Annotated in this window: 18 protein-coding genes; 13 read left to right on the top strand and 5 right to left on the bottom strand. The window is 68.1% G+C overall.

What is annotated here, in order from left to right; genetic code table 11:
* The first annotated feature begins 125 nt into the window (after nt 1-125).
* The 3 genes from ACFRAH_RS11910 (at nt 126) to ACFRAH_RS11900 (ending at nt 3,217) form a co-directional block, all read left to right on the top strand.
* A complete protein-coding gene (locus tag ACFRAH_RS11910) occupies nt 126-1,259 on the top strand; it encodes an ABC transporter substrate-binding protein (protein ID WP_377991089.1) in 1,134 nt (377 codons plus the stop codon).
* A 151-nt stretch (nt 1,260-1,410) separates the two neighbouring features.
* Nucleotides 1,411-2,457 (top strand): FecCD family ABC transporter permease, encoded by a 1,047-nt coding sequence (locus ACFRAH_RS11905; protein WP_377991088.1) that lies wholly within the window; start codon nt 1,411-1,413, stop codon nt 2,455-2,457.
* Nucleotides 2,450-3,217: an ABC transporter ATP-binding protein gene (locus tag ACFRAH_RS11900; protein WP_377991087.1), complete on the top strand. Its 768-nt coding sequence runs from the start codon at nt 2,450-2,452 to the stop codon at nt 3,215-3,217. Before ACFRAH_RS11905 ends, ACFRAH_RS11900 begins: the two co-directional genes overlap by 8 nt.
* Nucleotides 3,218-3,427: 210 nt before the next feature.
* On the opposite strand, the gene ppc is transcribed toward ACFRAH_RS11900, so the two are convergent.
* Nucleotides 3,428-6,238 (bottom strand): phosphoenolpyruvate carboxylase, encoded by a 2,811-nt coding sequence (gene ppc, locus ACFRAH_RS11895; RefSeq protein WP_377991086.1) that lies wholly within the window; start codon nt 6,236-6,238, stop codon nt 3,428-3,430.
* A gap of 304 nt (nt 6,239-6,542) precedes the next feature.
* Here ppc and ACFRAH_RS11890 point away from each other — a divergent pair, with 304 nt between their 5' ends.
* Nucleotides 6,543-7,361 (top strand): DUF1684 domain-containing protein, encoded by an 819-nt coding sequence (locus ACFRAH_RS11890; RefSeq protein ID WP_377991085.1) that lies wholly within the window; start codon nt 6,543-6,545, stop codon nt 7,359-7,361.
* A 4-nt stretch (nt 7,362-7,365) separates the two neighbouring features.
* On the opposite strand, the gene ACFRAH_RS11885 is transcribed toward ACFRAH_RS11890, so the two are convergent.
* Nucleotides 7,366-8,598 carry an acyl-CoA dehydrogenase family protein gene (locus tag ACFRAH_RS11885; protein WP_377991084.1) on the bottom strand — a complete coding sequence of 411 codons (1,233 nt, stop codon included), beginning with the start codon at nt 8,596-8,598 and terminating at the stop codon, nt 7,366-7,368.
* A 26-nt stretch (nt 8,599-8,624) separates the two neighbouring features.
* Nucleotides 8,625-9,443, bottom strand: a complete 819-nt coding sequence (locus ACFRAH_RS11880) for an SDR family NAD(P)-dependent oxidoreductase (protein ID WP_377991083.1) — start codon at nt 9,441-9,443, stop codon at nt 8,625-8,627.
* Between the two features lie 128 nt (nt 9,444-9,571).
* Between ACFRAH_RS11880 and ACFRAH_RS11875 the strand changes: the two genes are divergently transcribed.
* The 4 genes from ACFRAH_RS11875 (at nt 9,572) to ACFRAH_RS11860 (ending at nt 14,834) form a co-directional block, all read left to right on the top strand.
* A complete protein-coding gene (locus ACFRAH_RS11875) occupies nt 9,572-10,867 on the top strand; it encodes a glycoside hydrolase family 76 protein (protein WP_377991082.1) in 1,296 nt (431 codons plus the stop codon).
* A gap of 163 nt (nt 10,868-11,030) precedes the next feature.
* On the top strand, nt 11,031-12,077 hold the full coding sequence (locus ACFRAH_RS11870; RefSeq protein WP_377991081.1) for an iron ABC transporter substrate-binding protein: 1,047 nt from the start codon (nt 11,031-11,033) through the stop codon (nt 12,075-12,077).
* 4 nt (nt 12,078-12,081) lie between these two features.
* Complete coding sequence (locus ACFRAH_RS11865) at nt 12,082-13,674, top strand: ABC transporter permease (RefSeq protein ID WP_377991080.1); 1,593 nt, start codon at nt 12,082-12,084, stop codon at nt 13,672-13,674.
* Nucleotides 13,671-14,834 (top strand): ABC transporter ATP-binding protein, encoded by a 1,164-nt coding sequence (locus ACFRAH_RS11860; RefSeq protein ID WP_377991079.1) that lies wholly within the window; start codon nt 13,671-13,673, stop codon nt 14,832-14,834. Before ACFRAH_RS11865 ends, ACFRAH_RS11860 begins: the two co-directional genes overlap by 4 nt.
* 13 nt (nt 14,835-14,847) lie before the next feature.
* Here the strand turns inward: ACFRAH_RS11860 and ACFRAH_RS11855 are convergent, their stop codons facing one another.
* Together ACFRAH_RS11855 and ACFRAH_RS11850 are read right to left on the bottom strand one after the other, a co-directional pair.
* Nucleotides 14,848-16,548: a glycoside hydrolase family 32 protein gene (locus ACFRAH_RS11855; protein WP_377991078.1), complete on the bottom strand. Its 1,701-nt coding sequence runs from the start codon at nt 16,546-16,548 to the stop codon at nt 14,848-14,850.
* Between the two features lie 61 nt (nt 16,549-16,609).
* The gene (locus ACFRAH_RS11850) at nt 16,610-17,212 is read right to left on the bottom strand and encodes a YdeI family protein (RefSeq protein ID WP_377991077.1); all 603 of its coding nucleotides are present in this window, start codon (nt 17,210-17,212) and stop codon (nt 16,610-16,612) included.
* Between the two features lie 143 nt (nt 17,213-17,355).
* Here ACFRAH_RS11850 and ACFRAH_RS11845 point away from each other — a divergent pair, with 143 nt between their 5' ends.
* The 5 genes from ACFRAH_RS11845 (at nt 17,356) to tgt (ending at nt 22,125) form a co-directional block, all read left to right on the top strand.
* Nucleotides 17,356-18,084, top strand: a complete 729-nt coding sequence (locus ACFRAH_RS11845) for a VOC family protein (protein ID WP_377991076.1) — start codon at nt 17,356-17,358, stop codon at nt 18,082-18,084.
* Nucleotides 18,085-18,227: 143 nt separating this feature from the next.
* The gene (locus ACFRAH_RS11840; protein ID WP_076798919.1) at nt 18,228-18,767 is read left to right on the top strand and encodes an NUDIX hydrolase family protein; all 540 of its coding nucleotides are present in this window, start codon (nt 18,228-18,230) and stop codon (nt 18,765-18,767) included.
* 85 nt (nt 18,768-18,852) lie between these two features.
* Nucleotides 18,853-19,956 (top strand): DUF6707 family protein, encoded by a 1,104-nt coding sequence (locus tag ACFRAH_RS11835; RefSeq protein WP_377991075.1) that lies wholly within the window; start codon nt 18,853-18,855, stop codon nt 19,954-19,956.
* A 90-nt stretch (nt 19,957-20,046) separates the two neighbouring features.
* The gene (locus tag ACFRAH_RS11830) at nt 20,047-20,772 is read left to right on the top strand and encodes an SRPBCC domain-containing protein (RefSeq protein ID WP_377991074.1); all 726 of its coding nucleotides are present in this window, start codon (nt 20,047-20,049) and stop codon (nt 20,770-20,772) included.
* 69 nt (nt 20,773-20,841) lie between these two features.
* Entirely contained in the window at nt 20,842-22,125 is a 1,284-nt protein-coding gene (gene tgt / locus ACFRAH_RS11825) for a tRNA guanosine(34) transglycosylase Tgt (RefSeq protein ID WP_377991184.1), read from the top strand.
* Nucleotides 22,126-22,232 lie beyond the last annotated feature (107 nt).

Here is a 22,232-nt window from a genome sequence, read left to right as displayed (position 1 = left end):
GCACCGGGCCATGACCCGGACAAGGGGACCGCCCGCCGTCGGCAATTCCTGGAACGCCGGACAAAGCGTTGACAGCCCTGTCCCTGAAGCGGATGCTGTGAAGACCCACTCGCAGGGAGTCAACGATGACAGCTGCAGACCTAAACCGCCGCGCCGCCCTACAGGTGCTCATTGCAGGCGGTTCGGCCGCCCTGCTGGCCGGATGCGGCGCATCCGGCACCGCCCCGCCGTCGTCCGCTGCGGGCAGCACCACCAGCATCAGCCTCACGGACCAGCGCGGCAAAACCCTGTCCTTCGCCCGGCCGGTGGCCCGGGTGGTGACCATCCCCATGCCGTCGGCCTCCCTGCTGGTCGCCGTCGACCGCAGCGCCGACCATCTCGCGGCCATGCATAACGCCTCCTGGGTGGCCATGCGCGGCGGCATCATGGGCACCATGTTTCCCGCCGCCCTGGACCTCCCTCACGACATCGCCACCCAGGACTTCACGGCCAACGTTGAGAGCATCCGGGCCCTCAACCCGGACGTGGTGGTCCAATGGTCGGACGCGCAGCTCATCGAGCCGCTGGAGAAGGCGGGACTCCAGGTACTGGGGCTGAAAAACTCCGGCACGCAGGAGGATGTGGATACCTGGGTGACCATGTTCGCCACCATGCTCGGCAAGCCCGAACGTGCCACCGAACTCAAAACGCGCAGCGACCGGGAGCTTGCCGAGGTCAAGTCCCTGGCCGCCGGACGATCGTCCAAGGGGCCGGGCATCCTGTACTTCAACCGCTTCACGGGCGGGCTCAAGGTTGCCGGCGCCAACAGCTACAACGACTTCTACATCAAGCTGGTGGGCGGCTCCAACCCGCCAACAGGCAAGGACCCGCTGACCGGTTCGGGCATGGTGGGCGTGGACATCGAGCAGGTCCTGCGCTGGGACCCCGAGGTCATCCTGCTGGGCAACTTCGACGCCGCCATGCCGCAGGACATCTACTCGGATCCGGTCTGGCAGAACGTTTCCGCGGTCCGGTCGAAGCGTGTGTACAAGGTCCCGCTGGGCGGCTACCGCTGGGACCCGCCCGGGCAGGAGTCGCCGCTGATGTGGCACTGGCTGGGCGATATCGCCTTCCCCCAGCAGAGGTCGGCGGTGCGGGCCAAGGCGTCCGAATACTTCAGGTTCCTGTACAACCACGAACTCACCGACGCCGAACTGGACAAGATTCTCTGGACCGCGGAAAACGGACAGTCCGCCAACTACCGGCAGTTCAATGCTTGATGAGGCCGGTTCCCCGCGACTGGGCAGGCGGCGTCCTGCGGCAGCCCGGTTGCGGCCGGCCGAACCCCCGTTACGGCCGGCATCGCCGGCACTGCCTCGGGCGGGACCGGCTTCCGCCGCAGTGAAGCGCGGCGCAGGGGAACGGTCCGCGGTGGAACGGAACGCGGGAGAACGACGGCGGGAACCCGCCGCCGTCGTTCCCATCACCCTTGCTGCCTGCTTCCTGACCGCGGTGGCGCTGCTGGCACTGACAGTGGGGCGGTTCAGCGTGCCCCTGGACCACGTGCTCCAGATCCTCACCGCGCAATTGGCCCCGATCCCGGTCCAGGCGAGCGGCACCGAACAGAACGTGGTGCTGCTGGTCCGGCTGCCGCGGATCCTGCTCGCCCTGCTGGTGGGCGGCGGCCTGGCGATCGGCGGCGCGGCGCTGCAGGCCATTTTCCGCAATCCGCTGGTCAGCCCCGAGATCATCGGCGTCTCCGCCGGCGCGTCCTTCGGCGGCGCCCTGGCGCTGCTGCTCGGCCTGGGCGCGTTCCTCCTGGTGGGCGGCTCCTTTGTGTGCGGGCTGCTGGCCCTCGGGACCCTGTTCCTGATCACCTCCGGCCGCTCGGGGACGCCGATGCTCATGATCGTGCTCGGCGGGGTGGTCACGGGGTCCTTCTTCTCGGCCCTGGTGGCCCTGGTGACCTACATTGCGGACCCCAACACCACGCTGCCCGCCATCGTTTTCTGGCTGCTGGGCAGCGTGTCCTCGGCCACCTTCGCCAAAGTGGCGGTGGCCCTGCTCCCTGTCCTGGGCGGTGCCACCGTCCTCGTGGCCCTGCGCTGGCGGATCAATGTGCTGTCACTCGGCGACGAGGACGCGGCCGCCCTGGGGGTCCGCCCGCGGCCGCTCCGGTGGGTGGTGCTGGTGGCGGTGGCCATGATCGTGGCCGGCGCGGTGGCGGTCAGCGGCGCCGTCAGCTGGGTGGGCCTGGTGATCCCGCACCTTGCCAGGATGTGGGTGGGCCCGGACCACCGCGTCCTCCTGCCGGTGTCATTCCTGCTCGGCGGCGCCTACATCGTCCTGGTGGACACCATTGCGCGCACCGCCACTGCCGGGGAGATCCCGCTCGGTGTCCTCACGGCCCTGATCGGTGCGCCCGTGTTTTTCCTGCTCCTGCGCCGGAACCGGGAGAAGGTCTGGGACAGTGCTTGAACTCGACGGCGTGGGTTTCGGCTACTCGCCCCGGGACTGGGTGTTCCGCGGCGCCAGCTTCCGTGTGCCGCCGGGAACCGCCACCGCCGTGCTGGGGCCCAACGGCAGCGGAAAGACCACGCTGGTGCGCTGCGCCGCCGGGTTGCTTGATCCGCAGGAGGGAACTGTCCGGCGGAGCGCAAGCGCCGGCTACGTTCCCCAGGCCCATGGCAGCGCCTTCGCCTACCGGGCGCTGGACATGGTCCTCATGGGGCGGGCCCGGCACGTTGGCATGTTCCGGACGCCCGGGCCCTCCGACCATGCCGCAGCGCTGGAGGCGCTCGAGCGGGTGGGCGCGGCCGGGTTGCGGAACCGGCGATTCCCCACACTCAGCGGCGGTGAGCAGCAGCTGGTACTGATCGCCCGGGCCATCGCTGCCGGCTCGCCCGTCCTGGTGCTCGATGAGCCCGCCACCGGACTCGACCTCAGGAACCAGGCACGCGTGCTGACGCTGCTGCGCGAATTGATGGCTGACGGCATGGCCCTGCTCCTGAGCACCCACCATCCCGACCACGCCCTGCACCTGGCCGACCGCGTGGTCCTGCTGGGCTCGGCGGGGGTGCGGACAGGCCCGGCTGGGGAGCTCCTGACCGACGCGCAACTGTCGGCACTCTACGGCGTGCGCGTCAGCACCGTGGCCTACTCCGACGATGCCCCCGGCAGCCCCGGCTACGGGAAAAACACAGCCCGCCGGACCATAGTCGTGCACTACGGCAACTGACGCTTCCTCACCTTTTGCAACTTTTCCACGAACGCTCCATCAGATCCCGTCGCCTGGATCCAAACCCTCCTGCAAGTCCTGTCGCCTGGATCCAAACCCTCCCTCACCCGCACTTACGATCGGTGAGGAAGGGTCCGAAACAACCCGACCAAACGTGAGGAAAGGTCCGAAACAACCCGACCAAACATGAGGAAGGGTCCGGGGTGAGAACTACCCGGTGTTGCGGAGGCCTGCTGCCACACCGTTGACGGTGATGAGCATGGCCCGCTGCAGGCGCTCGTCGATCTCGCCCTTGGAAATGCTGTCACCCTCGGCACGCACGCGGCGAAGCAGTTCCACCTGCAGGTAGCTGATCGGGTCGAGGTACTGGTCGCGGATTTCCAGCGACCGCTTGAGCGTGGGCTGGGCGTCCAGGAGCACGTTCTCTCCGGTGAGGTTCTGGATCTCGGACACGGTGAGCTCGTATTCGGCGCGGATGGCGCGGAACAGGTGGTGGAGCTCCGCCGGGACCAGGGTGTCCACGTAGTAGCTCGCGATCTCCATGTCCGTCTTGGCGAGGGTCATCTCCACGTTGGAGAGCACCGAGCGGAAGAAGTGCCAGCCGTGCATCATCTCCACGAGCTGGGCGGAGTTGCCGGCTTCCCGCGCTGCCTTCAGCCCCGAGCCGACGCCGAACCAGCCCGGCACGATCTGCCGCGACTGGGTCCAGCCGAACACCCACGGGATGGCGCGCAGACCACCGAGCCCCGCACCGGAGTCCGGGCGCTTGGACGGGCGGGAGCCGATGTTCAGCGACCCGAGCTGCTCCACCGGCGTCGAAGCCAGGAAGTACGCCGGCAGGTCCGGGTGGTCGATGAGGCTGCGGTAGCGGGCAAACGCGGCGTCGGAGATGGTCTCCATGACATGGCCGAACCGCTCGCGCTGGTCGTCCGAGGTGCGGGGCGTGCGGTGCAGCGCAGATCCCTGCAGCACGGCGGCCAGGGACAGCTCCAGGTTTTCCCGGGCAAGCTCCGGCAGCGAGTACTTGTCCGAGATGACCTCGCCCTGTTCGGTGAACTTGATTTCGCCCTCGAGGACGCCGTTCGGCTGGGCCATGATCGCGTCGTAGGTGGGTCCGCCGCCGCGGCCCACGGAACCGCCGCGGCCGTGGAACAGGCGCACGCGGACGCCGTGCTTGGAGGCGATGTCGCGCAGCTTCCGCTGGGTCTTGTGGATTTCCCACTGGCTGGTCATCACACCGGATTCCTTGTTGGAATCCGAGTAGCCGAGCATGACTTCCTGGACATCCCCGCGCAGCCGGACCAGCTCACGGTAGGACGGGTCGGACAGCAGCTGGTCCACAATCTCCGCCGAGGCACGCAGCTCCTCGACGGTTTCCAGCAGCGGCGCAAAACCGATCTTGGCGTACGGGGCGTCGCCGAAGAGGCTGACCAGCCCGGCTTCACGCGCCAGGACAGCGGCGGCCAGGACGTCATCAGCGCCTCGGGTCATGGAGATGATGTACGTCTCGATGACGTCGGGACCGTACGTGCGCAGGGCGCGGCGGATCTCACGGAAGACGTCGTACGTGCCGTCAGCGGCGCCGTCGAGCCTGATCGGGTGGCCGGACAGCGGACGGCGGGACGCGAGCTCGGCGCTCAGGACCTCGAGGCGCTCGCCCCGGGTCAGTTCGGCATAGCGGATGCCGGGGCCGCCGAGGCGGTCCATGAGCTGCCCGACGGCGTCATGGTGGTGGTCGGCGTGCTCGCGGATGTCGAGGGTGGCCAGGTGCAGGCCGAAGGAGGCGATGGCGCGGCGGACACGGGCCAGCGCGCCGTCCGCCACAAGGGACGCCGAGTGGTTGCGCAGCGACAGTTCCAGCAGCTCGAGTTCGCCGATGAGCTCCTCGGTGGAGGTGTAGTCGCGCCCCGGCTGGTGCTTCGAGCCGGCGGAGACCCGCTTGCCCGTGTTGATGAGCTTGGCCTTGATGCAGGTCAGCTTCAGCCGGTAGGGCTCCTGGGCATTGAGTTCCAGGATGCGGCGGTCCAGTCCGGGCAGCTTCGCGAGGTCGGCGTCGATGGAGTCGAGGAGCGCCTGGTCGGCACCGGCGAGCGCCGTCGAGTTGGACAGCACAGAGATGAGCTCGTCGATCATGGCGATGCTGATCCGCACCGCGTTCTGGTTCTGGAGCTGCAGGATGTCGTGCGTCACGGCCGCGGTGACGTTGGGGTTGCCGTCCCGGTCACCGCCGATCCACGACCCGAACCGGATGGGGGCGTTCTTGGCCGGGAGGGCGACGCCGTGCTCGCCGAGGAGCTCCGAGAAGTCCGTGAGCATCTCCGGCAGCGCGTCCGTCAGGATGCTGTTGAGGTAGTAAATGGCGTTGCGGGCCTCGTCCACGGGCGTGGGCCGGACCTGGCGCAGCTCGTCCGTCTGCCACATCTGGTCGATCATTTCGGACAGCTGGCGGTCCTGCCGGCGCCGGGCGCTGGTGCCTTCCTCGGTGGGCTGGGCCAGCACGTCCGAGAGCTTGCGGATTTTGTCCAGCACGGAACGGCGGGAGGCCTCGGTGGGGTGCGCGGTGAAGATCGGGCGCACATCCAGTTCGTTGACCACTTCCTGCAGCACCGCCGGGCCGGCCTGGCCCGCGATGTCCTCGACGGCCTTGGCCAGCCAGCCGTCCTTTTCCTGCCGGGTGCGCAGCCCGCGGACCCGGTGGACCTGCTCGGCGGCGTTGGCCAGGTGGAAGTAGAAGGCGAAGGCGCGGACCAGGTCGGTCGCCTGCTCGAGCGGCAGGGAGGCGAGCAGCTCGCGGACCTGGGCGACGACGTCGTGCGCGCTCCACGGGCCCGTCGCGTCCGCGCCGCCCCGGGCGGCCTCCTTGGATTCCTTTGTCAGCAGGCGGACCTGCTCCACCAGGTCAAGGAGCTCGGGGCCGTGCTGGCGGACCAGGGATTCGCCCAGCAGGGTGGAGACGCGGCGTACGTCCGCGCGGAGTTCGGCGGCGAGATCTGTTTCGGAATTCATTGCAGTGTCAGCCATGGAAACTATCTTTCGAGTGTTTGACTTTGGCTCGTACACTGCGCTGGATACTGTGAGCCGGGTTACTGTTCCTATGGGATGTTACCCGCAGCAGGCCGCAGCCCGGGAATATGTCTCAGATGCTGTCGCACCCTTGAATCGAGCATAGGGTCGCTGTATTGGGACGCTGCATCCGGGACACGGCCACCGGTTCCGGCCGGAACGGACCCCTTCACCAAGGCTACGCCGGCTGGCGCCGGAATGAACCGGCACTGCGCGGAGTTGTCGCCAAGGCCGCTCGAGGACACGCACCATTGGAGGACACATGAGCACCGCAGCAGACGCCCAGCTGGAGCGCTGGCTCCGCTTCCGCAAAGGCCGTGACACCGCCCTGGCAGCCGAACACGGCTGGCTCACCCTCACGTCGTTCCAGTGGCTGGAAAGCCGGCCGGCCGCCGTCGACCTCGTCCCCGGGCTGTGGTCAGCGGACAGTACGACGGCGACGCTCACCGCGTCAGCGTCGGACGGGCTGACGCTCGTGGAGAGCGGGGTGCGGGTGGACGGGACGATCACTGCGGGGCTCGCCGACGAGGAATCGCTGATGTGGGTACAGTTCGGCGGCACCGACGGCCGGCAGGTGGTGGTGGAGCTGGCCATGCGCGCGGACAGGTATGCGATCCGCACCCGGGATTCGGCGTCGCCGGTGTTCACAGAGTTCGACGGCGTGCCCACCTTCGATTACCGGCCCGACTTTGCGGTGGAGGCCAGGTTCGAGGCCTTTCCGGAACCGGTGGACGTGCCCATTTCCACCGCCAATCCGCTGGTGGATGGGGTGCACCGCAGCATCGGCGAACTCGTGTTCCGGCTGCCGGGCAAGGACCACGAGTACCGGCTCCAGGCCGAGGAGGAGAAGCTCGGCGCCCTGACGGTCACGTTCCACGACGAGACGAACGGGGAAGAGACAGACGAGTGGCGCAAGGTGTCCACCGCTCGCCCGCGGCCGGACGGCTCCGTGGTGCTGGACTTCAACCGCGCCATCAACTACCCCAGCGCCTTCACGCCGTACGGCACCTGCCCCATGCCGGTCCGGAACAACAGCCTGGACGCCCGGATCGAGGCCGGGGAGAAGCAGCCGGTCTTCTAAGACGTCAGGCGATCGCCGACACGCCCGTCACAGCCCGGCCCACGATCAGCGTGTTGATCTCGTACGAGCCCTCGTAGGTGTAGATGGCCTCGGCATCGGCGAAGATCTTGGCCATCCGGTAGTCCGTGACGATGCCGTTCCCGCCGAGGATGGACCTGCCCATCGCCACGGTTTCGCGCATCCTGGCGGACGTGTAGGACTTGGCCAGTGCCACCTGCGCCATCCCGGCGCCGTGCTCCAGGGAAGCCTGCTCCTGCAGCTGCGCGATCCGGACCATCATGCCCATGCTCGCCACGGTGTTGCCCAGCATGGACACCAGCTGCTGCTGGATGAGCTGGAACCGCGCCAGCGGCCGGCCGAACTGCTGGCGTTCGACGGCGTACTGCCGGGCGGCGTCGAACGCCGCCAGCTGCTGTCCCACCGCCTGCCAGGCGACCATGATGCGCGAGCCGCGGAGCAGCTCATTGGTGTCCTCGAAACTGCCGATGCCTGCAAAGCGGTCGGTTTCGGCAACCCGGACATCCTCGAACACGATGTCGGCGTTCTGCACGGTCCGCAGCGCGATCTTGTTCTCGATCCGGCTGCGGCTCACTCCGGGCAGACCCGCGTCCACGATGAAGCCGCGGACGGCGCCGTCGGCCTCATCCCGCGCCCACACCAGCATGTAGTCGCAGAACGTCCCGTTGCCGATCCACCGCTTGGCGCCGTTCAGCACCCAGCAGTCCCCGCCGGCGTCGGCCTCCCCCGTGAGACTGGACATGCGGCGCGCCCGGGTCTCCATGCCGCCGGCCACGTCCGAGCCGTGATCCGGTTCGGTCAGGGCAAACGCGCCCGTGGTCCTGAGGTTCGAGGCGTCGTCGAGGTACCGGCCGCGCTGCTCCTCGGAGCCGAACCGGTAGAGCGACTCGACGAAAAGGTCGTGGTGGACCAGGAAAAACGTGGCGATCGAGGTGTCCACGCGCGTCATCTCCGCGATCACCAGCCCGGCGAAGAGGTGGCTGTAACCGCGCTGGGCCGGCGTGCTCAGCTCCAGGGCGGCCAGTTTGGGGAGGATATGCGCCGGAAATTCGGCCTTGTTCCACCAGTCCCCCGCGTACGGCGCGATCTCCGCGGCCAGGAACCCGCGGAGCTCGTTCAGTTTCCGCTGTTCGGAGGCGCTGAGCAGGGACTCGTAGCCGAAAAAGTCGGCGCTGGGCAGGGTGTCGACGGCGGTCACTGGCTGTGCGGGTGCGCTCACGCCGGTGCCGTGAAATCCCGTGCCGCTCACTTCGGGCCCATCCGGATGGCGCCGTCGAGGCGGATGGTTTCGCCGTTGAGCATCGCGTTCTCCACTATGTGCGCGGCGAGGTTGGCGTACTCTGCGGGCCGGCCCAGGCGGGACGGATGCGGCACCTGCTTGCCCAGCGACTCCTGCGCCTCCTGCGGCAGCCCGGCCATCATCGGCGTCTCGAAGATGCCGGGGGCAATCGTCACCACGCGGATCAGCGACCGGGCGAGTTCGCGGGCCAGCGGCAGGGTCATGGCCGCCACGCCGCCCTTGGACGCGGCATAGGCCGGCTGGCCGATCTGCCCGTCGAACGCGGCCACCGAGGCGGTGTTGATGATGACGCCGCGTTCCTCCCCGCCGAGTTCGGACACGGCCGGCTCGGTGGCGGCCATCGCGGCGGCAGCCAGCCGGACCACGTTGAACGTCCCCACGAGGTTGATCTGGATGACGCGCTGGAAGGTCTCCAGCGGCAGCACGCCGTCGCGCCCCAGGACCTTGCCCGGCGTAGCGACGCCGGCGCAGTTCACCACGATGCGCAGCGGTCCCAGGCCGGCGGCGGCTTCGACGGCGGCCTGCACCTGCTCCTCACTGGTCACGTCAGCGGGGACGAAGACCGCCTTGGGGAGGGCGGAATTTCCGCCCGCGAGGTACTGCGGTCCGGCCGCGTTCAGCTCGTCGGCGTACGCGGCACCGTCCGAGGAGCCAAGGTCGGCGAGCACCACGGAGGCGCCGGCGTCGAACAGCCGCCGGGCCGTTGCGGCTCCCAGGCCTGACGCACCGCCCGTGATGAGCGCGACGGAACCCTCGATTTCCATCCATCCTCCTTGATGCGGAACCGGTCGATGCGGATCCGGGATACCCGGCCGCGAGCGTTAGTTAGTGAATGTTAACTGAAATCCGCGGCGGGCGCACCCCGCACCCCGCCGCCAGCTAGGCTGGCCCCATGACCCAGCCAGATGCTGACGCCACCCCGGACACCTCCAACGGACGCGCCCCCGGCGGGCCTGACAGCGCCTGGGGAGAGCGGGCCGACGAGGCAGCGAGGTCGGTGACGCACCTGTTCGGCCAGCGGCTGTTTTTCCTTCCCGGAACACACATCGCCGCCACACTGCGCCCCTCCGGCCGCGTCGGGAACCTCCGCCGCCCATGGCACTACTGGTGGCAGGCACACTATCTGGACTGCCTCGTGGACACAGGTTTCCGCGAACTTGGGAAGGCGGGTCAGCCGCCGGAAAAGTTCGACGGCGATGCCCGCCCCAGCGCCGGCCGGCTCGCTTCGCGGCTGGTCACCGGCATCCGGCTGCGGAATTTCCTGACGTACGTCAACCATTACTACGACGACATGGCCTGGCTGGCCCTGTCCACACTCCGGCTGGAGCGGCTGGCCGAGGAGAGCCGCAGGCCCAGCCCCCCGCGGCAGGAGAGAATCCGCAGAAGCCTGACGCTGCAGTTCGACTCCGCCTCCACCGACGACCTGGGCGGCGGCACCTTCTGGAGCACCAAGCGGGACTTCAAGAACACCCCGGCCACGGCGCCGGTGGCGCTCTACTACGCGCGCACAGGCAACACCGGCAAGGCGCAGGCCCTGCTCGACTGGCTGGACGCGCGGCTGTTCGACAGCACCCGGGGGCTCTATCTGGACGGAATCCGGATCCGCAGCGCCGGGGAAACGGTGCTGGAGGACGCGATTTACACCTACAACCAGGGGCCCGTCCTCGGTGCCCTGCTGGAGCTGGGCGGCACCGCCAACCTGGAGCGCGCCGCCACGGTGGTGCGCGCGGTGGCCACGCACCTGACCCTGCCGGGCGCGGCCGGCACCGGGACGCCGGCCGACCAAGCGGACACCAACTCCACGGCGAAAGACACCAACTCCAGCTTGGTCCTCCGCTGCGACGGGACCGGCGACGGCGGCCTGTTCACCGGCATCCTCACCCGCTACCTGGCGCTGGCCGCCACCGACCGGCGGCTCCCGCAGGACGTCAGGACCACCGCCGCCGGGCTGGTCACCGGCACCGCAGGGGCCTTCTGGGCGGGCCGGCGCGAAATAGCTGCCGGCGAGCCGCTGGCCCCGAGCCGACGGGCCCGCGGCCCCATTTTCTCTTCCGATCCCCGGCGGCCGGCGGGCGAGACGTATCCGGCGGGCGCCGCCGTCGAACTTTCCACCCAGCTCCAGGCCTGGATGGCCCTGGAGTCAGCGGCCAAAGTGGCGGCAGCAGACACCCGGGGAAGCGGGAATTAGGACACGCAACAGTGTCGTAATTGATGTGATCCTCATCACTTAATGCCCTCGGCGCTTGGTTGCTTAGGTTTGGCTAACCTACAGTTTTTCGAGTGAGCTTCGCCTAACTTCCCCAGCTCACCGAGGGCCTCGCCCACCTGACTTTGCAGAAAGAAGCACCCTGATGAAGATCCGCATCAACGCGCTGGCCGGCATCGCGATCGCCGCCACTGCAGCCCTTGGCCTGTCGGCCTGCGGCTCCAGCACCTCCCCCGCTGCCTCGCCTTCCGCTGATCCCGCCAAGGGTGAGATCACGGTCTACAACGCCCAGCACGAAAGCCTGACCAAGGAATGGGCGGACGCCTTCACGGCGGAAACCGGCATCAAGGTCACGGTGCGCCAGGGCTCGGACACCGAGATGTCCAACCAGATCATCCAAGAGGGCGCTGCCTCCCCCGCCGACGTCTTCCTGACGGAGAACTCCCCCGCAATGGCGCAGGTGGAGAACGCCGGACTCTTCGCCGACGTGGACAAGGCCACCATCGCCCAGGTCCCCGCGGAATTCCGGCCGTCCACGGGCAAGTGGACGGGCATTGCGGCCCGCTCCACCGTCCTGGTGTACGACAAGAACAAGATCTCCGAGGACAAGCTGCCGAAGTCCATGCTGGACCTGGCCAAGCCGGAGTGGAAGGGCAAGTGGGGAGCTTCCCCCAGCGGCGCCGACTTCCAGGCCATCGTCTCCGCCCTCGTGGAGCTCAAGGGTGAAGCCGCAGCCAAGGAATGGCTGAAGGGCATGAAGGAAAACTTCACCGCCTACAAGGGCAACAACACCGCCATGAAGGCAGTGAACGCCGGCGAGGTTGATGCAGCACTGATCTACCACTACTACTACTACGGCGACCAGGCCAGGACCGGCGAGAACTCCAACAACGTCACGCCGTACTACTTCAAGAACCAGGACCCGGGCGCGTTCCTCTCCGTCTCTGGCGGCGGCGTCCTGAAGTCGTCGAAGAACGCGGACAAGGCCCAGGCCTTCCTGAAGTTCATCACCGGCAAGAAGGGCCAGGAGGTCCTGCAGAAGGGCACGTCCTTCGAATACGCCATCGCCTCCGGCGTCCCGGCCAACGACAAGCTGGTCCCGGTCAAGGAACTCGCGGCCCCCACCGTGGACCCCGCCAAGCTCAACTCCAAAAAGGTCACCGAGCTGATGACCGAGGCAGGACTGCTCTAATTCTGTGATCACGCAAGTATCGGCGCCGGAAACTTCCGGCAGCACGACGACGGCGGGCCGGGGCAAGCGCCCCCGCCCGCCTTTCGGCGTTTCAACAGTGGCCATCCTGGCCATGCTGATCGCCCTGTTTTCCCTCCTGCCGCTGGGCTACGTCGTGTTCATGACCGTGTCCACGGGCTGGGACACCGCCATTGAACTGGTTGTCCGCCCGCGCGTCGGCGAACTCCTGCTGAACACCGTGCTCCTGATCGTGTGCACGGTGCCGCTCTGCCTCATCCTGGGTGTGGGCGGCGCGTGGCTCGTGGAACGGACCACGCTGCGCGGGCACAAAGTGTGGGCCGTGCTGCTCGCGGCCCCGCTGGCCATCCCGGCCTTCGTCAACAGCTACGCATGGGTGTCCGCCGTGCCGTCGCTGCACGGCCTGTTTTCGGGCGTGCTCATTGCCACCCTCTCCTACTTCCCGCTGGTTTACATTCCCGCGGCCGCGACGCTGAGCCGGCTGGATCCCGCCGTGGAGCAGTCGGCCGCGTCCCTGGGCCTGGGGGCCTGGCGGACGTTCTTCCGGGTGGTCCTGCCCCAGCTCCGGATCGCGATGACCGGCGGCGCCCTGCTGGTGGCCCTGCACCTGCTGGCCGAGTACGGCGCCTTCGCGATGATCCGCTTCGACACGTTCACCACCGCCATCATGGTGCAGTACCAGTCCACGTTCAACGGCACGGCCGGCACCATGCTGGCCAGCGTGCTGGTGGTCTTCTGCCTGATCCTGCTCCTCGTGGAAGTGCGCAGCCGCGGCACCGCCCGCTACGCCCGCGTGGGGTCCGGTGTCCAGGCCAAGGCCCTGCGCCTGCCGCTGCACGTGTACCAGGTGCCGGCCCAGCTGGCCCTCCTTGCCCTGACCGTGCTGGCGTTCGGGCTTCCGCTGCTGTTCGTGCTGCGCTGGATCTTCGCGGGCGGCGCGGAAATCTGGTCGGCTGACGAGTTCGTTCCGGCCCTCTGGCAGACCCTGCTGTATGGACTCGTGGGCGCCGCGGCCACCACCGTTGTTGCCTTCCCCATGGCGTACCTTGCCGTCAGGCATGCCAGCTGGTTCAGCAAGGCCCTTGAACTCTCCAACTACGTCACCAGCTCCATGCCGGGCATCGTGGTGGCCCTGGCCTTCGTCACGGTCAGCATCCGGATGTTCCCGGGCGTCTACCAGACGGCGGGCGTCCTGGTGGCCGCCTACGTCCTCCTGTTCCTGCCGCGGGCATTGGTGAACATCCGTGCCGGGCTGGCCCAGGCACCCAAGGAACTGGACGAGGCGGCGCAGGCCCTGGGCACGCCGCCGCTGCTGTCCTTCATCCGCGTGACGCTCCGGCTCACGGCCCCCGCCGCGGCCGGCGGTGCCGCGCTGGTCTTCCTCGCCATCGCCAACGAACTCACCGCCACCCTGCTCCTCTCCCCCAACGGCACCAAAACCCTCGCCACCGAATTCTGGAGCAAGAGCAGCGAAATCGACTACGCCGGCGCTGCGCCGTACGCCCTGCTCATGATCGTGATCTCGGCGCCCATGACCTATTTGCTCTTCCAGCAGTCCAAGAAAGTAGCGGGACAGTGACCGAACAATCCCCGTCCAGGCTTCCGGCACCGCGGATCTCACCGTCCGTGGCTCCAAGCACCAACAGCCACCTGGAGATCGACGCCGTCACCAAGAACTTCGGCCCGCAGGCCGTCCTCAAGGGCGTCAACCTGTCCGTGGCCAAGGGCGGAACCACCGCCATCGTGGGCCCCTCGGGTTCCGGCAAGACCACGCTGCTCCGGCTGATCGCCGGCTTCGAGCACCCGGGCACCGGCACCATCTCGCTGAACGGCTCGCCGGTGGCGGGCGACGGCGTGTGGCAGCCGGCGCACAAACGCCACGTCGGCTATGTGGCGCAGGACGGCGCCCTGTTCCCGCACCTGACCGTGGGGCAGAACATTGCGTTCGGACTCAGCCCGTCCAAGGTCGACGGCGGCCGGCGCGCGGTTAATGCGCGGGTCGAGGAACTCCTGGAGATGGTGTCACTGGACACGGCCATGGCCAAGCGCCGCCCGCACCAGCTCTCCGGCGGCCAGCAGCAGCGCGTCGCCCTGGCCCGGGCCCTGGCGCGGGAACCCGAACTCATGCTGCTGGACGAGCCGTTCTCCGCCTTGGACGCCGGGCTGCGCGTCGCCACCCGGCGCGCGGTGGCCAAGGTCCTGAACGAGGCCGGGGTGACCACCATCCTCGTCACCCACGACCAGGCCGAGGCGCTGTCCTTCGCGGACCAGGTGGCGGTGATGCGCGGCGGCAAGCTGGCGCAGATCGGCAACCCGTTCGTGGTTTACACCCGGCCGGCGGACCGTGCCACGGCTGAATTCCTGGGCGACGCCGTGATCCTCGATGCGTGGATGGAGGGGTCCCTGGCCACCTGCTCGCTGGGCGGAATCCCGGTCCGGCGCCCGCCCGCGCAGGGCCGCGTCCAGCTCATGCTGCGCCCGGAGCAGATCCGGATCGCCGAGGACGGGCCCATCCGTGGCGTGGTGGTGGATACCGACTATTTCGGCCCCGAGACCACCGTGCGGCTCAAGCTCGCCGTGCTGCCGAAACTGGCCGGCGCCATGCCGGACCACCGCTACCCCGGTGGCGGCGAGGTCATCACCATCCGGCACTGGAACGCGTCCATCGCCCAGCCCGGCACGGAACTGTGCCTGCGCGTCGTGGGTGAAGCGGTGGCCTTCCCGATCGAGTCGGCCTGACGTTCACCTGCGTCTATCGCGCGTCCAGCACCGTCGCCAGCGGCGTGTACTTGAACGACTTCAGCGTCAGCTTTCCGCCGGCCGTCGCGGCGCTGACCGCCGGCTGTCCGGACTTCGGCAGCACCACCGAGGTCAGGGTCTGCTCCCCGCCGTTCACGAAGACCTCCACCGACGAGTAATCCACGAAGATGGTCAGGTCCACACTGCCGCCTTTTTGTGAAACGGTGTTGCCCCGCTGGCTCCCGTCCCGGGGCGGGCTCTGGGCGCTCCTCCGGTCGGTGAAGAGCGGTCCGAGGGCGTCCGCGCCCGGCACCACGGCTGCGCGGTCCACCCACGCCGTTCCGGCCTCGAAGTTGTAGCCCACCGTGGCGTAGTCCGCCCCGCCGTTGCCGAGTTTCAGCAGGGCTTCCGTGCCGTTGTCGCCCGGCGCACGCTCCAGCGTCACATCCAGCCGGTAGGCGCCGCTGGCGGGCACGGGAAGCTCCCCGGCGCCCTCCGCGGTGAGCGCCCTGGTGCCGGCCGTCTTCGCTTCGCCGTCCAGGGTGGACAGGGCGGGAGTGGGGGTTGACACGAGGGTGGGCCTGCCCCGCACGGTCTTCAGCCGGATGTCCCGGACGATCGAGTCGGCACCGCCCTGCCAGTCCGTGGTGGGCAGCTGGCGGGCGTACGCCCAGTTGTTCATCCAGCCGATGGCGTGGCGGGACGCCATCCTCTCGTTTTCCGGAAGCCGGGGATCGTCCCAGGTGACGGCCGCATAGAAGTCTGACCCGGCGTCGAGCCACTGGTGTTTGTCATTCGCCGGGGTGAACGTGGTCCCGTCAAAGATCCCGGTCCAGTAGGCCACGCCGGTGGTCCGGCCTTCCTCCGTGCCGTTCGCGCTTGCGGCGAGGATCCAGGTGCGCTTGGCGGGATCGCCGTCGAGGTCCAGCTGGAAGAGGTCGGGGCATTCGAGGATCCCCAGGCCCTTACGCTCGAAGCCGGACACGTAGCGCCAGTCCTTCAGGTCCCGCGAGGTGTACAGGCCGATCTTCTCCCCCTCGGCCAGTGCCATGACCCACTGGCCCCGGGCCTCGTCGCGGATGATTTTGGGGTCGCGCCAGTGCGGCGCCCCGGGGTTGTCCATGACCGGGTTCCCGTCCGCGGCCTTGAACGTGTAGCCCTTGTCCGTGGAGTAGAACAGCGACTGCCGCTGCACGCCCTTGTCCTGCTGGGTCATAACCGCGACGACGGCGCCCTTGCCGAAGCCGGCTGTGTTGTCGGAGTCCACCACGGCGCTGCCGGTCTCAATGTCCCCGAGGCCGTTCTTGAACTTTTCGATGGCAACGCCCTCGTCCTTCCAGTGCACCAGGTCCGTGCTGGTGACGTGGAACCATTCGGTGCCGTTCCCCTCGGGGTGGTCCGCGTTGTAGAGGTAGTAGTAGTGCCACACCCCGTCCAGCAGGAAGGGGCGCTGGGGATCGTTCATCCATTCCTTGGCTGGCGTGAGGTGGTAGGAAGGCCGGAACTGTGAGGCGCCCTCCGGCCTGCTGAACGCCTGGGGGGCTTCGCTCTGAGTGCCGCTGCTTTGGGGGCCGGCACTGCCCGGCGATACGCCGTCGCCCGAACGCCCGGCCAGGCCGATCACCAGAGCCGCAGCGAGCACCAGGGCAAGGACCACCGCCGCCGCAATCCACCGCCCGCGGGGGCCCAGCGTGCGTAGGGAATACCGCTGCATGTCCGCCGTTCGTGTTGGGAATAGGCACCAATTTTAGCGCGGGCGCTCTTTTCCGGCTGGTTCAGGCCTGAACGGGCGGGCGCTTCTTCTGCGGATACGGCGTCTCGCCGCGCGCCAGCATCTCAACGAATCCGGCGATCTTCCGTTCGCGTGTAGCGGCCTGCTTGACCGAGTTGGTGCGGTAGATCAGCGCGAAGCGGTTCACGGAGGTGAGTACGTCGAACATGGCTTGCGCCTCGGGCACGGCGGCGATGGCGGCGGCCAGGTCGGCCGGGACTTCCGCCGTCGCCGGACCGGCGTATGCGGCCTCCCAGCGTCCGTCGGCCTTGGCGGCGTCGACGGCGGCCCTGCCGGCAGCGGTCATCTTTCCTTCCGCCTCGAGCCGGGCCACATGGCCCACGTTCCGCTCGGACCAGGGGCTCTTGGCACCCCGGCGGGTCATGCGCTGGAAGTAGCTTTCGCCGTCGCGCTTTTTGACCTGGCCGTCGATCCAGCCGAAGCAGAGTGCTTCGTCCAGGGCGGCGTCGTAGTCGAGTTCGGTGACGTTGCCGCCTTTCTTGTGCAGGACCAGCCAAACGCCCGGGCTGTCGCTGTGGTGGGATTCCAGCCAGGTCCGCCAGCCGGCGGCATCGGTCAGCAGCAGTTCCTCGAGTTCAACGGCCATGCGCCTATTCTGCCCGCAGGGCCATTTGATTCAACCCAGTGCTGCGTGATTCCACCCGGTGCCACGCGATTCAAGACGTGGCATCATGGCCATTGTCGGCGCCGTTTTCGAAGATCCTGGTGTTTCGAGTTCGAGGAGAGAGCATGCTTCGTGTCCGCCCCATCCACTTCACGTCCCGCATCGAGCCCTGGGAGCGGTTCCTCACCGATCTGGGGATGATCAAGTCCGCCGGCGAGGGGTCCTGGCGGGAGTACGACGCCGGAGCGGGCCGGCTGGCGCTGCACCAGGCCGAGCCGGGCGCCGCGGAGGACGGCATCACGCACTTTGGCGTGGAGGTCGGCGACCTCGAGGAGTTTGCCCGCCGCACCAACCAGGCTGGCGCGGAATCGGACACCTCCACCGCAGAGCTCGTCCAGGCGGACCACGGCGACTCCTGCCGGATCACCGGCGCGGACGGCTTCAGCTTCTTCGCCGACAAGGCCGCCCACGGGGCCAACTGTGCGGATGCTGATCCCGCCCTGGCCGTGGTGGAGGTCTGGTTCAGCGAGGACGTGACGGCCGCCGCCCAGGCACTGCGGGACATCGGCGCCCGGTTCCGGCCGGTCCCGGACGATGACGAAACGGCCGATTTCACGGCCAAGAACGGCGGCGTGCTGATGGCAAGGCCCGGGACGGGCGCGGCGCACGCGGGTCTCGGTTTCGAATACACCGGTGACCTTGACGCCCTGCGGCTCGGCCTGACCGCCGCGGGGCACGAGGTGACGCTGACCGAGGAGGCCTTCGGACGCACCCTGCACGTGCCGCACCCGGACAATGAGGGCGCGGCATCCCAGCGGGCCCCGCTGTGGATCTCGGCCCGTCGCCCGTCGTAGCCGGCGGGCACGCTGCCTAATCCGCGGCCGCGCCCGAACGCGAGGCGGATCTAGGGGTGGGATCTCGCCGCTTTGGCCGCCGCTAAACGCCGGGATCCCACGCTTCGGCGGCCGGACCTGTGGCGATGGGGTAAAAATGATTCATGAACGTGCGCACCCCTGACCCCAACCCCGGCTGGCTCTCGGACGAGGATCTCTTCGAAGCCCGAGGCAGGCTCCCCATGGTCTACGTGGAGGCGGTGCCCGTCCGGCTGGATCCCCTCGGGTTCGTCAACGAGGTGGGCACGCTGCTGCAGGCGGACGAGGACGGCACCATGGTCCGGTCCCTCGTCTCCGGCCGTGTGCTTTACCGCGAGACCATCCGCGCTGCCCTGCTGCGCCACATGGAAAAGGACCTCGGACCGCTGGCGTTCCCCCAGCTCCCTATCAGTCCCGTGCCGTTCACCGTGGCCGAATACTTCCCCGCGCCCTCCCACACGGGCTTCACCGACGACCGCCAGCACGCCGTTTCACTGGCCTACATCATCCCCGTGACCGGCGAATGCGAACCCCGCCAGGACGCGCTGGAGCTGACCTGGATGACGCCGCAGGAAGTGCTCAGCGATGGCGTGCAGCTCGAGTTCACCGGCGGCCGCGGCGCCCTGGTGCGGCAGGCGCTGGCCTACGCCGGTGTGGGCGCCTGACGCCCGGGCGCCCGCGCCTCCCCGACTTCGCACCCTCTCCTTTGTAGACTGTTGGGCGGACCGCAAGAGAACTTAAGGACTCCCGATGAACCACCCCGCAGCTGCCAAGACCTACCGTGAACAGCAGGCAGGATCTCTGCGGGCGGGCGATCACCTCCTCCTGCCGGACGGCGAGCGGTCCGCGGAAATCCACTCCGTGGAAGTCGAAACCGATGATTTCGGCAGCCCCGCCATCATCCTCGCAACCCTCACCGGGGGCGGCACGCTGCGGATCGCAGCCGGCTCGTCGGTCCGGATCCCCGGACCCGCCGCTGAGGACTTCTTCTCCCCTGAGGATGCCCAGGACACTTCTGCCGCAGACGGCGACGCAACGGCAAACGGCGACCGAACAGCGGACGGCGCCGCCCCGCCGTCGGACATCCAGCCGCCGGACATCCAGGCGTCCGACGCCGGCACTCCCCTTTCCGTGGCGGGGAACCCGGGTGGTGACGCGCCGCAGCGCACGGCGCCTGCCGCCGTCGTCGTTCCTCCCCTGCCTTCCACCACGCCGGTGGTGATCGGCCCCGGCGCCGAAGACCTGGCCCTGATCCCGGAGCCCTCCGGAACGCCCGAATCCGTGGTGGAGGCTGTGGCTGAGGCGCATCCTGACTCTGTCGGGGTGCAGCTGCTGGCCGACAAACTTGTCAAGGGCATCAACACCAAATCCGGCAGCTGCCTGAAGGACCTGAGCGACCTCGCGCATGAGCTGTTCATCATGCTCAAGGACGCCGACGCATCACTGAGGGTGGCCGATTTGCTGAACGTGCTGCCGTTCGACGGCAACCCGGGGCGCTGGGGATCGGTGGAGGCGTCGCTGGCGCTGTCCAGTTACGTGTGCCGCCAGACGGGGCACAAGGACCGCGCCGCCGTGTATGAGAAGCTGCTCCGGGCCCCGGACAACCAGGAGACGGATCCGTTCAAGGCGCGGATGCAGGCAAGGGTCCGCCAGCGGTCGCTGAACGAGCCGAACCTGTACGACAAGGAGATTTTCCGCTCCATCGACAACTCCAACCACGAGGCCGAGCGCGAGTGGCGGCTGCTGCGGCTGGAATCGCTGCTGTTCCTGCGCGCGCACGGCGGATCACAGACCATCAGCCCGTCCGAACTCGAGCGGCGGATCGCGAACGAACTGGAATCCGTCCGGGGTTAGGCGGCCCAGTCCTCCGCCGGGGACGACTCAGCCTGTTTTCGGCCGGAAATTTCCCTAGCCCGGTTGCGCCCCAAGTTGTAGATTCAGGCCATGACGAACAATCTCAGCGTTGTGATCAATTCGGACGCGCCACAGGTTTGGACGATGCTGCGTGAACCCTCGAAGGTCGCGCAATGGCATGGCTGGGAAGCCGATGAGCTGGCGGCGGAAATCAATGATATCTACTTCAGCAAGAACGTGGTTGAAGGGCCGGACCACACCGAGCTGACGGTCAATAACGGCGATGTCTTCGAGCTCAAACCCGTGCCCACCGGAACCGAGGTCTGCGTCACCCGCGCCGGTGTGGACCACAACTCGGAATGGGCCGCGTGGGACGAGGACATCACCCAGGGGTGGCTGGTCTTCCTCCAGCAGCTGCGGTTCGCGCTGGAACGGCATCCCCACGGAAGGCGCCGCACCTGCTACTTCTCCGTGCCCGGCTCGGGCGGCTCCGCCATCGAGAAACTCGGCCTGAAGGAAGTCCCTGCCACCGGCGAGGAGTACTCGCTCACACTGGGCACCGGCGAGGAGGTCTCGGGCAGGGTTTGGCACAGGACCAACCACGTGGTGGGGCTCACCGTGCACAGCTACGCGGAGCACGGCGAGGGCCTGCTGATCGTGGCCGACCAGCCCGTGATCCCGGACAAAAGGCCCGACGGCGGCTCCATGGTGATCCTCTCGCTGTACGATCTGGGCGCTGGCAGCATGGAAACGATCCGCACCCTGTGGGACGACTGGCGCTCTGAGAACTACCCCACATCCGAACCCATCCAGTGAAGGTCCGCCGCCGTTAGCTGGCACACTTGAACCGTGCCAGCCAATCCTGAACCGCCCGCCCGGCGTGAACTGTCTTTGTCGGAGGCGGTGACGGCCGCGCGTCAGTCGGAGTTTTCTTTCCGCGTGGGCAAGCGGCTGACTGAAACGTGCAGCCCCTCCGCAGAGCAAGTGGCCGACAACGGCGGCGGGTTCCTGGGGCGGACCGGCACCATCACCACCCCGCACGGCGAGATCCAGACGCCGGCGTTCATCGCCGTCGGCACCAAAGCCACGGTGAAGTCAGTGCTGCCCGAATCAATGGCTGACCTCGGCGCGCAGGCCCTGCTGGCCAACGCCTACCATCTGTACCTGCAGCCCGGCCCGGAGATCCTGGACGAAGCGGGCGGCCTCGGCGCGTTCATGAACTGGCAGGGACCCACCTTCACCGATTCCGGCGGCTTCCAGGTGATGAGCCTCGGCTCGGGGTTCAAGAAGGTCATCGACATGAAATCGGTTGACTCCTCCGGCCCGGATGATGCGGTGGCGCCGGGCAAGGAACGCCTGGCCCACGTGGATGACGACGGCGTGTGGTTCAAGAGCCACCTCAACGGCGACCGCCACCGCTTCTCGCCCGAGATCTCCATGCAGGTCCAGCACCAGATCGGCGCGGACATCATGTTCGCGTTCGACGAGCTCACCACGCTGCAGAACTCCCGGGGGTACCAGGAGGAATCGCTCGAGCGCACGCGGCTCTGGGCTTTGCGGTGCCTCGAGGAACACTTCCGGCTCACGGCGTCCCGGGCGGGGAAGCCCTACCAGGCACTCTTCGGCGTGATCCAGGGAGCGCAGTACGAGGACCTCCGCCGGAAGGCCTGCCGGGACCTCGGTGCCATGGCGTTCGACGGCTACGGGATCGGCGGCGCCCTCGAGAAGGAGAACCTGGGCACCATTGTGCGCTGGTGCAATGAGGAACTCCCGGAGAACAAGCCGCGGCACCTGCTCGGCATCTCCGAGCCGGACGACATCTTCACGGCCATCGAGAACGGCGCCGACACGTTCGACTGCGTCTCCCCCACCCGTGTGGCCCGGAACTCGGCGTTCTACACCCCCGACGGCCGCTTCAACCTCTCCGGCGCCAAGTACAAACGGGACTTCGGCCCGCTGCAGGACGGCTGCGACTGCTACGCGTGCCTGAACTATTCGCGGGCCTACATCCACCACCTGTTCAAGGCCAAGGAGATGCTCTCCGCCACCCTCATCTCCATCCACAACGAGCGCTTCGTGGTGAAGATGGTGGATGACGCCCGGCTGGCGATCGAGTCCGGCGACTTCTTCGCGTTCAAGGCCGAGACCCTGGGCCGGTACTACTCCTAGGCGCTGCGCCGAACCCGCCGGAAACGTGCCGGGCCGCCGGAAGGCAACAGCGGTCCGACGGCTCTCCGGCGGGTTCGCGTTTTCCACATAGCGACGGCGGTGTGTCG

Origin of the sequence: Arthrobacter sp. NPDC056727, from assembly GCF_042790555.1 — a bacterium.
Lineage (GTDB): Bacteria > Actinomycetota > Actinomycetes > Actinomycetales > Micrococcaceae > Arthrobacter.
The sequence above is the reverse complement of the archived record's forward strand: the minus strand, read 5'-3'. Positions and strand labels throughout refer to the sequence as shown.

Bases quoted from the DNA above. Each gene is read 5' to 3' on its own strand.
- ACFRAH_RS11910 (WP_377991089.1), top strand. From the start codon at position 126: ATGACAGCTGCAGACCTAAACCGCCGCGCCGCCCTACAGGTGCTCATT.
- ppc (WP_377991086.1), bottom strand. From the start codon at position 6,238: ATGGCTGACACTGCAATGAATTCCGAAACAGATCTCGCCGCCGAACTC.
- ACFRAH_RS11890 (WP_377991085.1), top strand. From the start codon at position 6,543: ATGAGCACCGCAGCAGACGCCCAGCTGGAGCGCTGGCTCCGCTTCCGC.
- ACFRAH_RS11880 (WP_377991083.1), bottom strand. From the start codon at position 9,443: ATGGAAATCGAGGGTTCCGTCGCGCTCATCACGGGCGGTGCGTCAGGC.
- ACFRAH_RS11875 (WP_377991082.1), top strand. From the start codon at position 9,572: ATGACCCAGCCAGATGCTGACGCCACCCCGGACACCTCCAACGGACGC.
- ACFRAH_RS11870 (WP_377991081.1), top strand. From the start codon at position 11,031: ATGAAGATCCGCATCAACGCGCTGGCCGGCATCGCGATCGCCGCCACT.
- ACFRAH_RS11855 (WP_377991078.1), bottom strand. From the start codon at position 16,548: ATGCAGCGGTATTCCCTACGCACGCTGGGCCCCCGCGGGCGGTGGATT.
- ACFRAH_RS11850 (WP_377991077.1), bottom strand. From the start codon at position 17,212: ATGGCCGTTGAACTCGAGGAACTGCTGCTGACCGATGCCGCCGGCTGG.
- ACFRAH_RS11845 (WP_377991076.1), top strand. From the start codon at position 17,356: ATGCTTCGTGTCCGCCCCATCCACTTCACGTCCCGCATCGAGCCCTGG.
- ACFRAH_RS11840 (WP_076798919.1), top strand. From the start codon at position 18,228: ATGAACGTGCGCACCCCTGACCCCAACCCCGGCTGGCTCTCGGACGAG.
- ACFRAH_RS11835 (WP_377991075.1), top strand. From the start codon at position 18,853: ATGAACCACCCCGCAGCTGCCAAGACCTACCGTGAACAGCAGGCAGGA.
- ACFRAH_RS11830 (WP_377991074.1), top strand. From the start codon at position 20,047: ATGACGAACAATCTCAGCGTTGTGATCAATTCGGACGCGCCACAGGTT.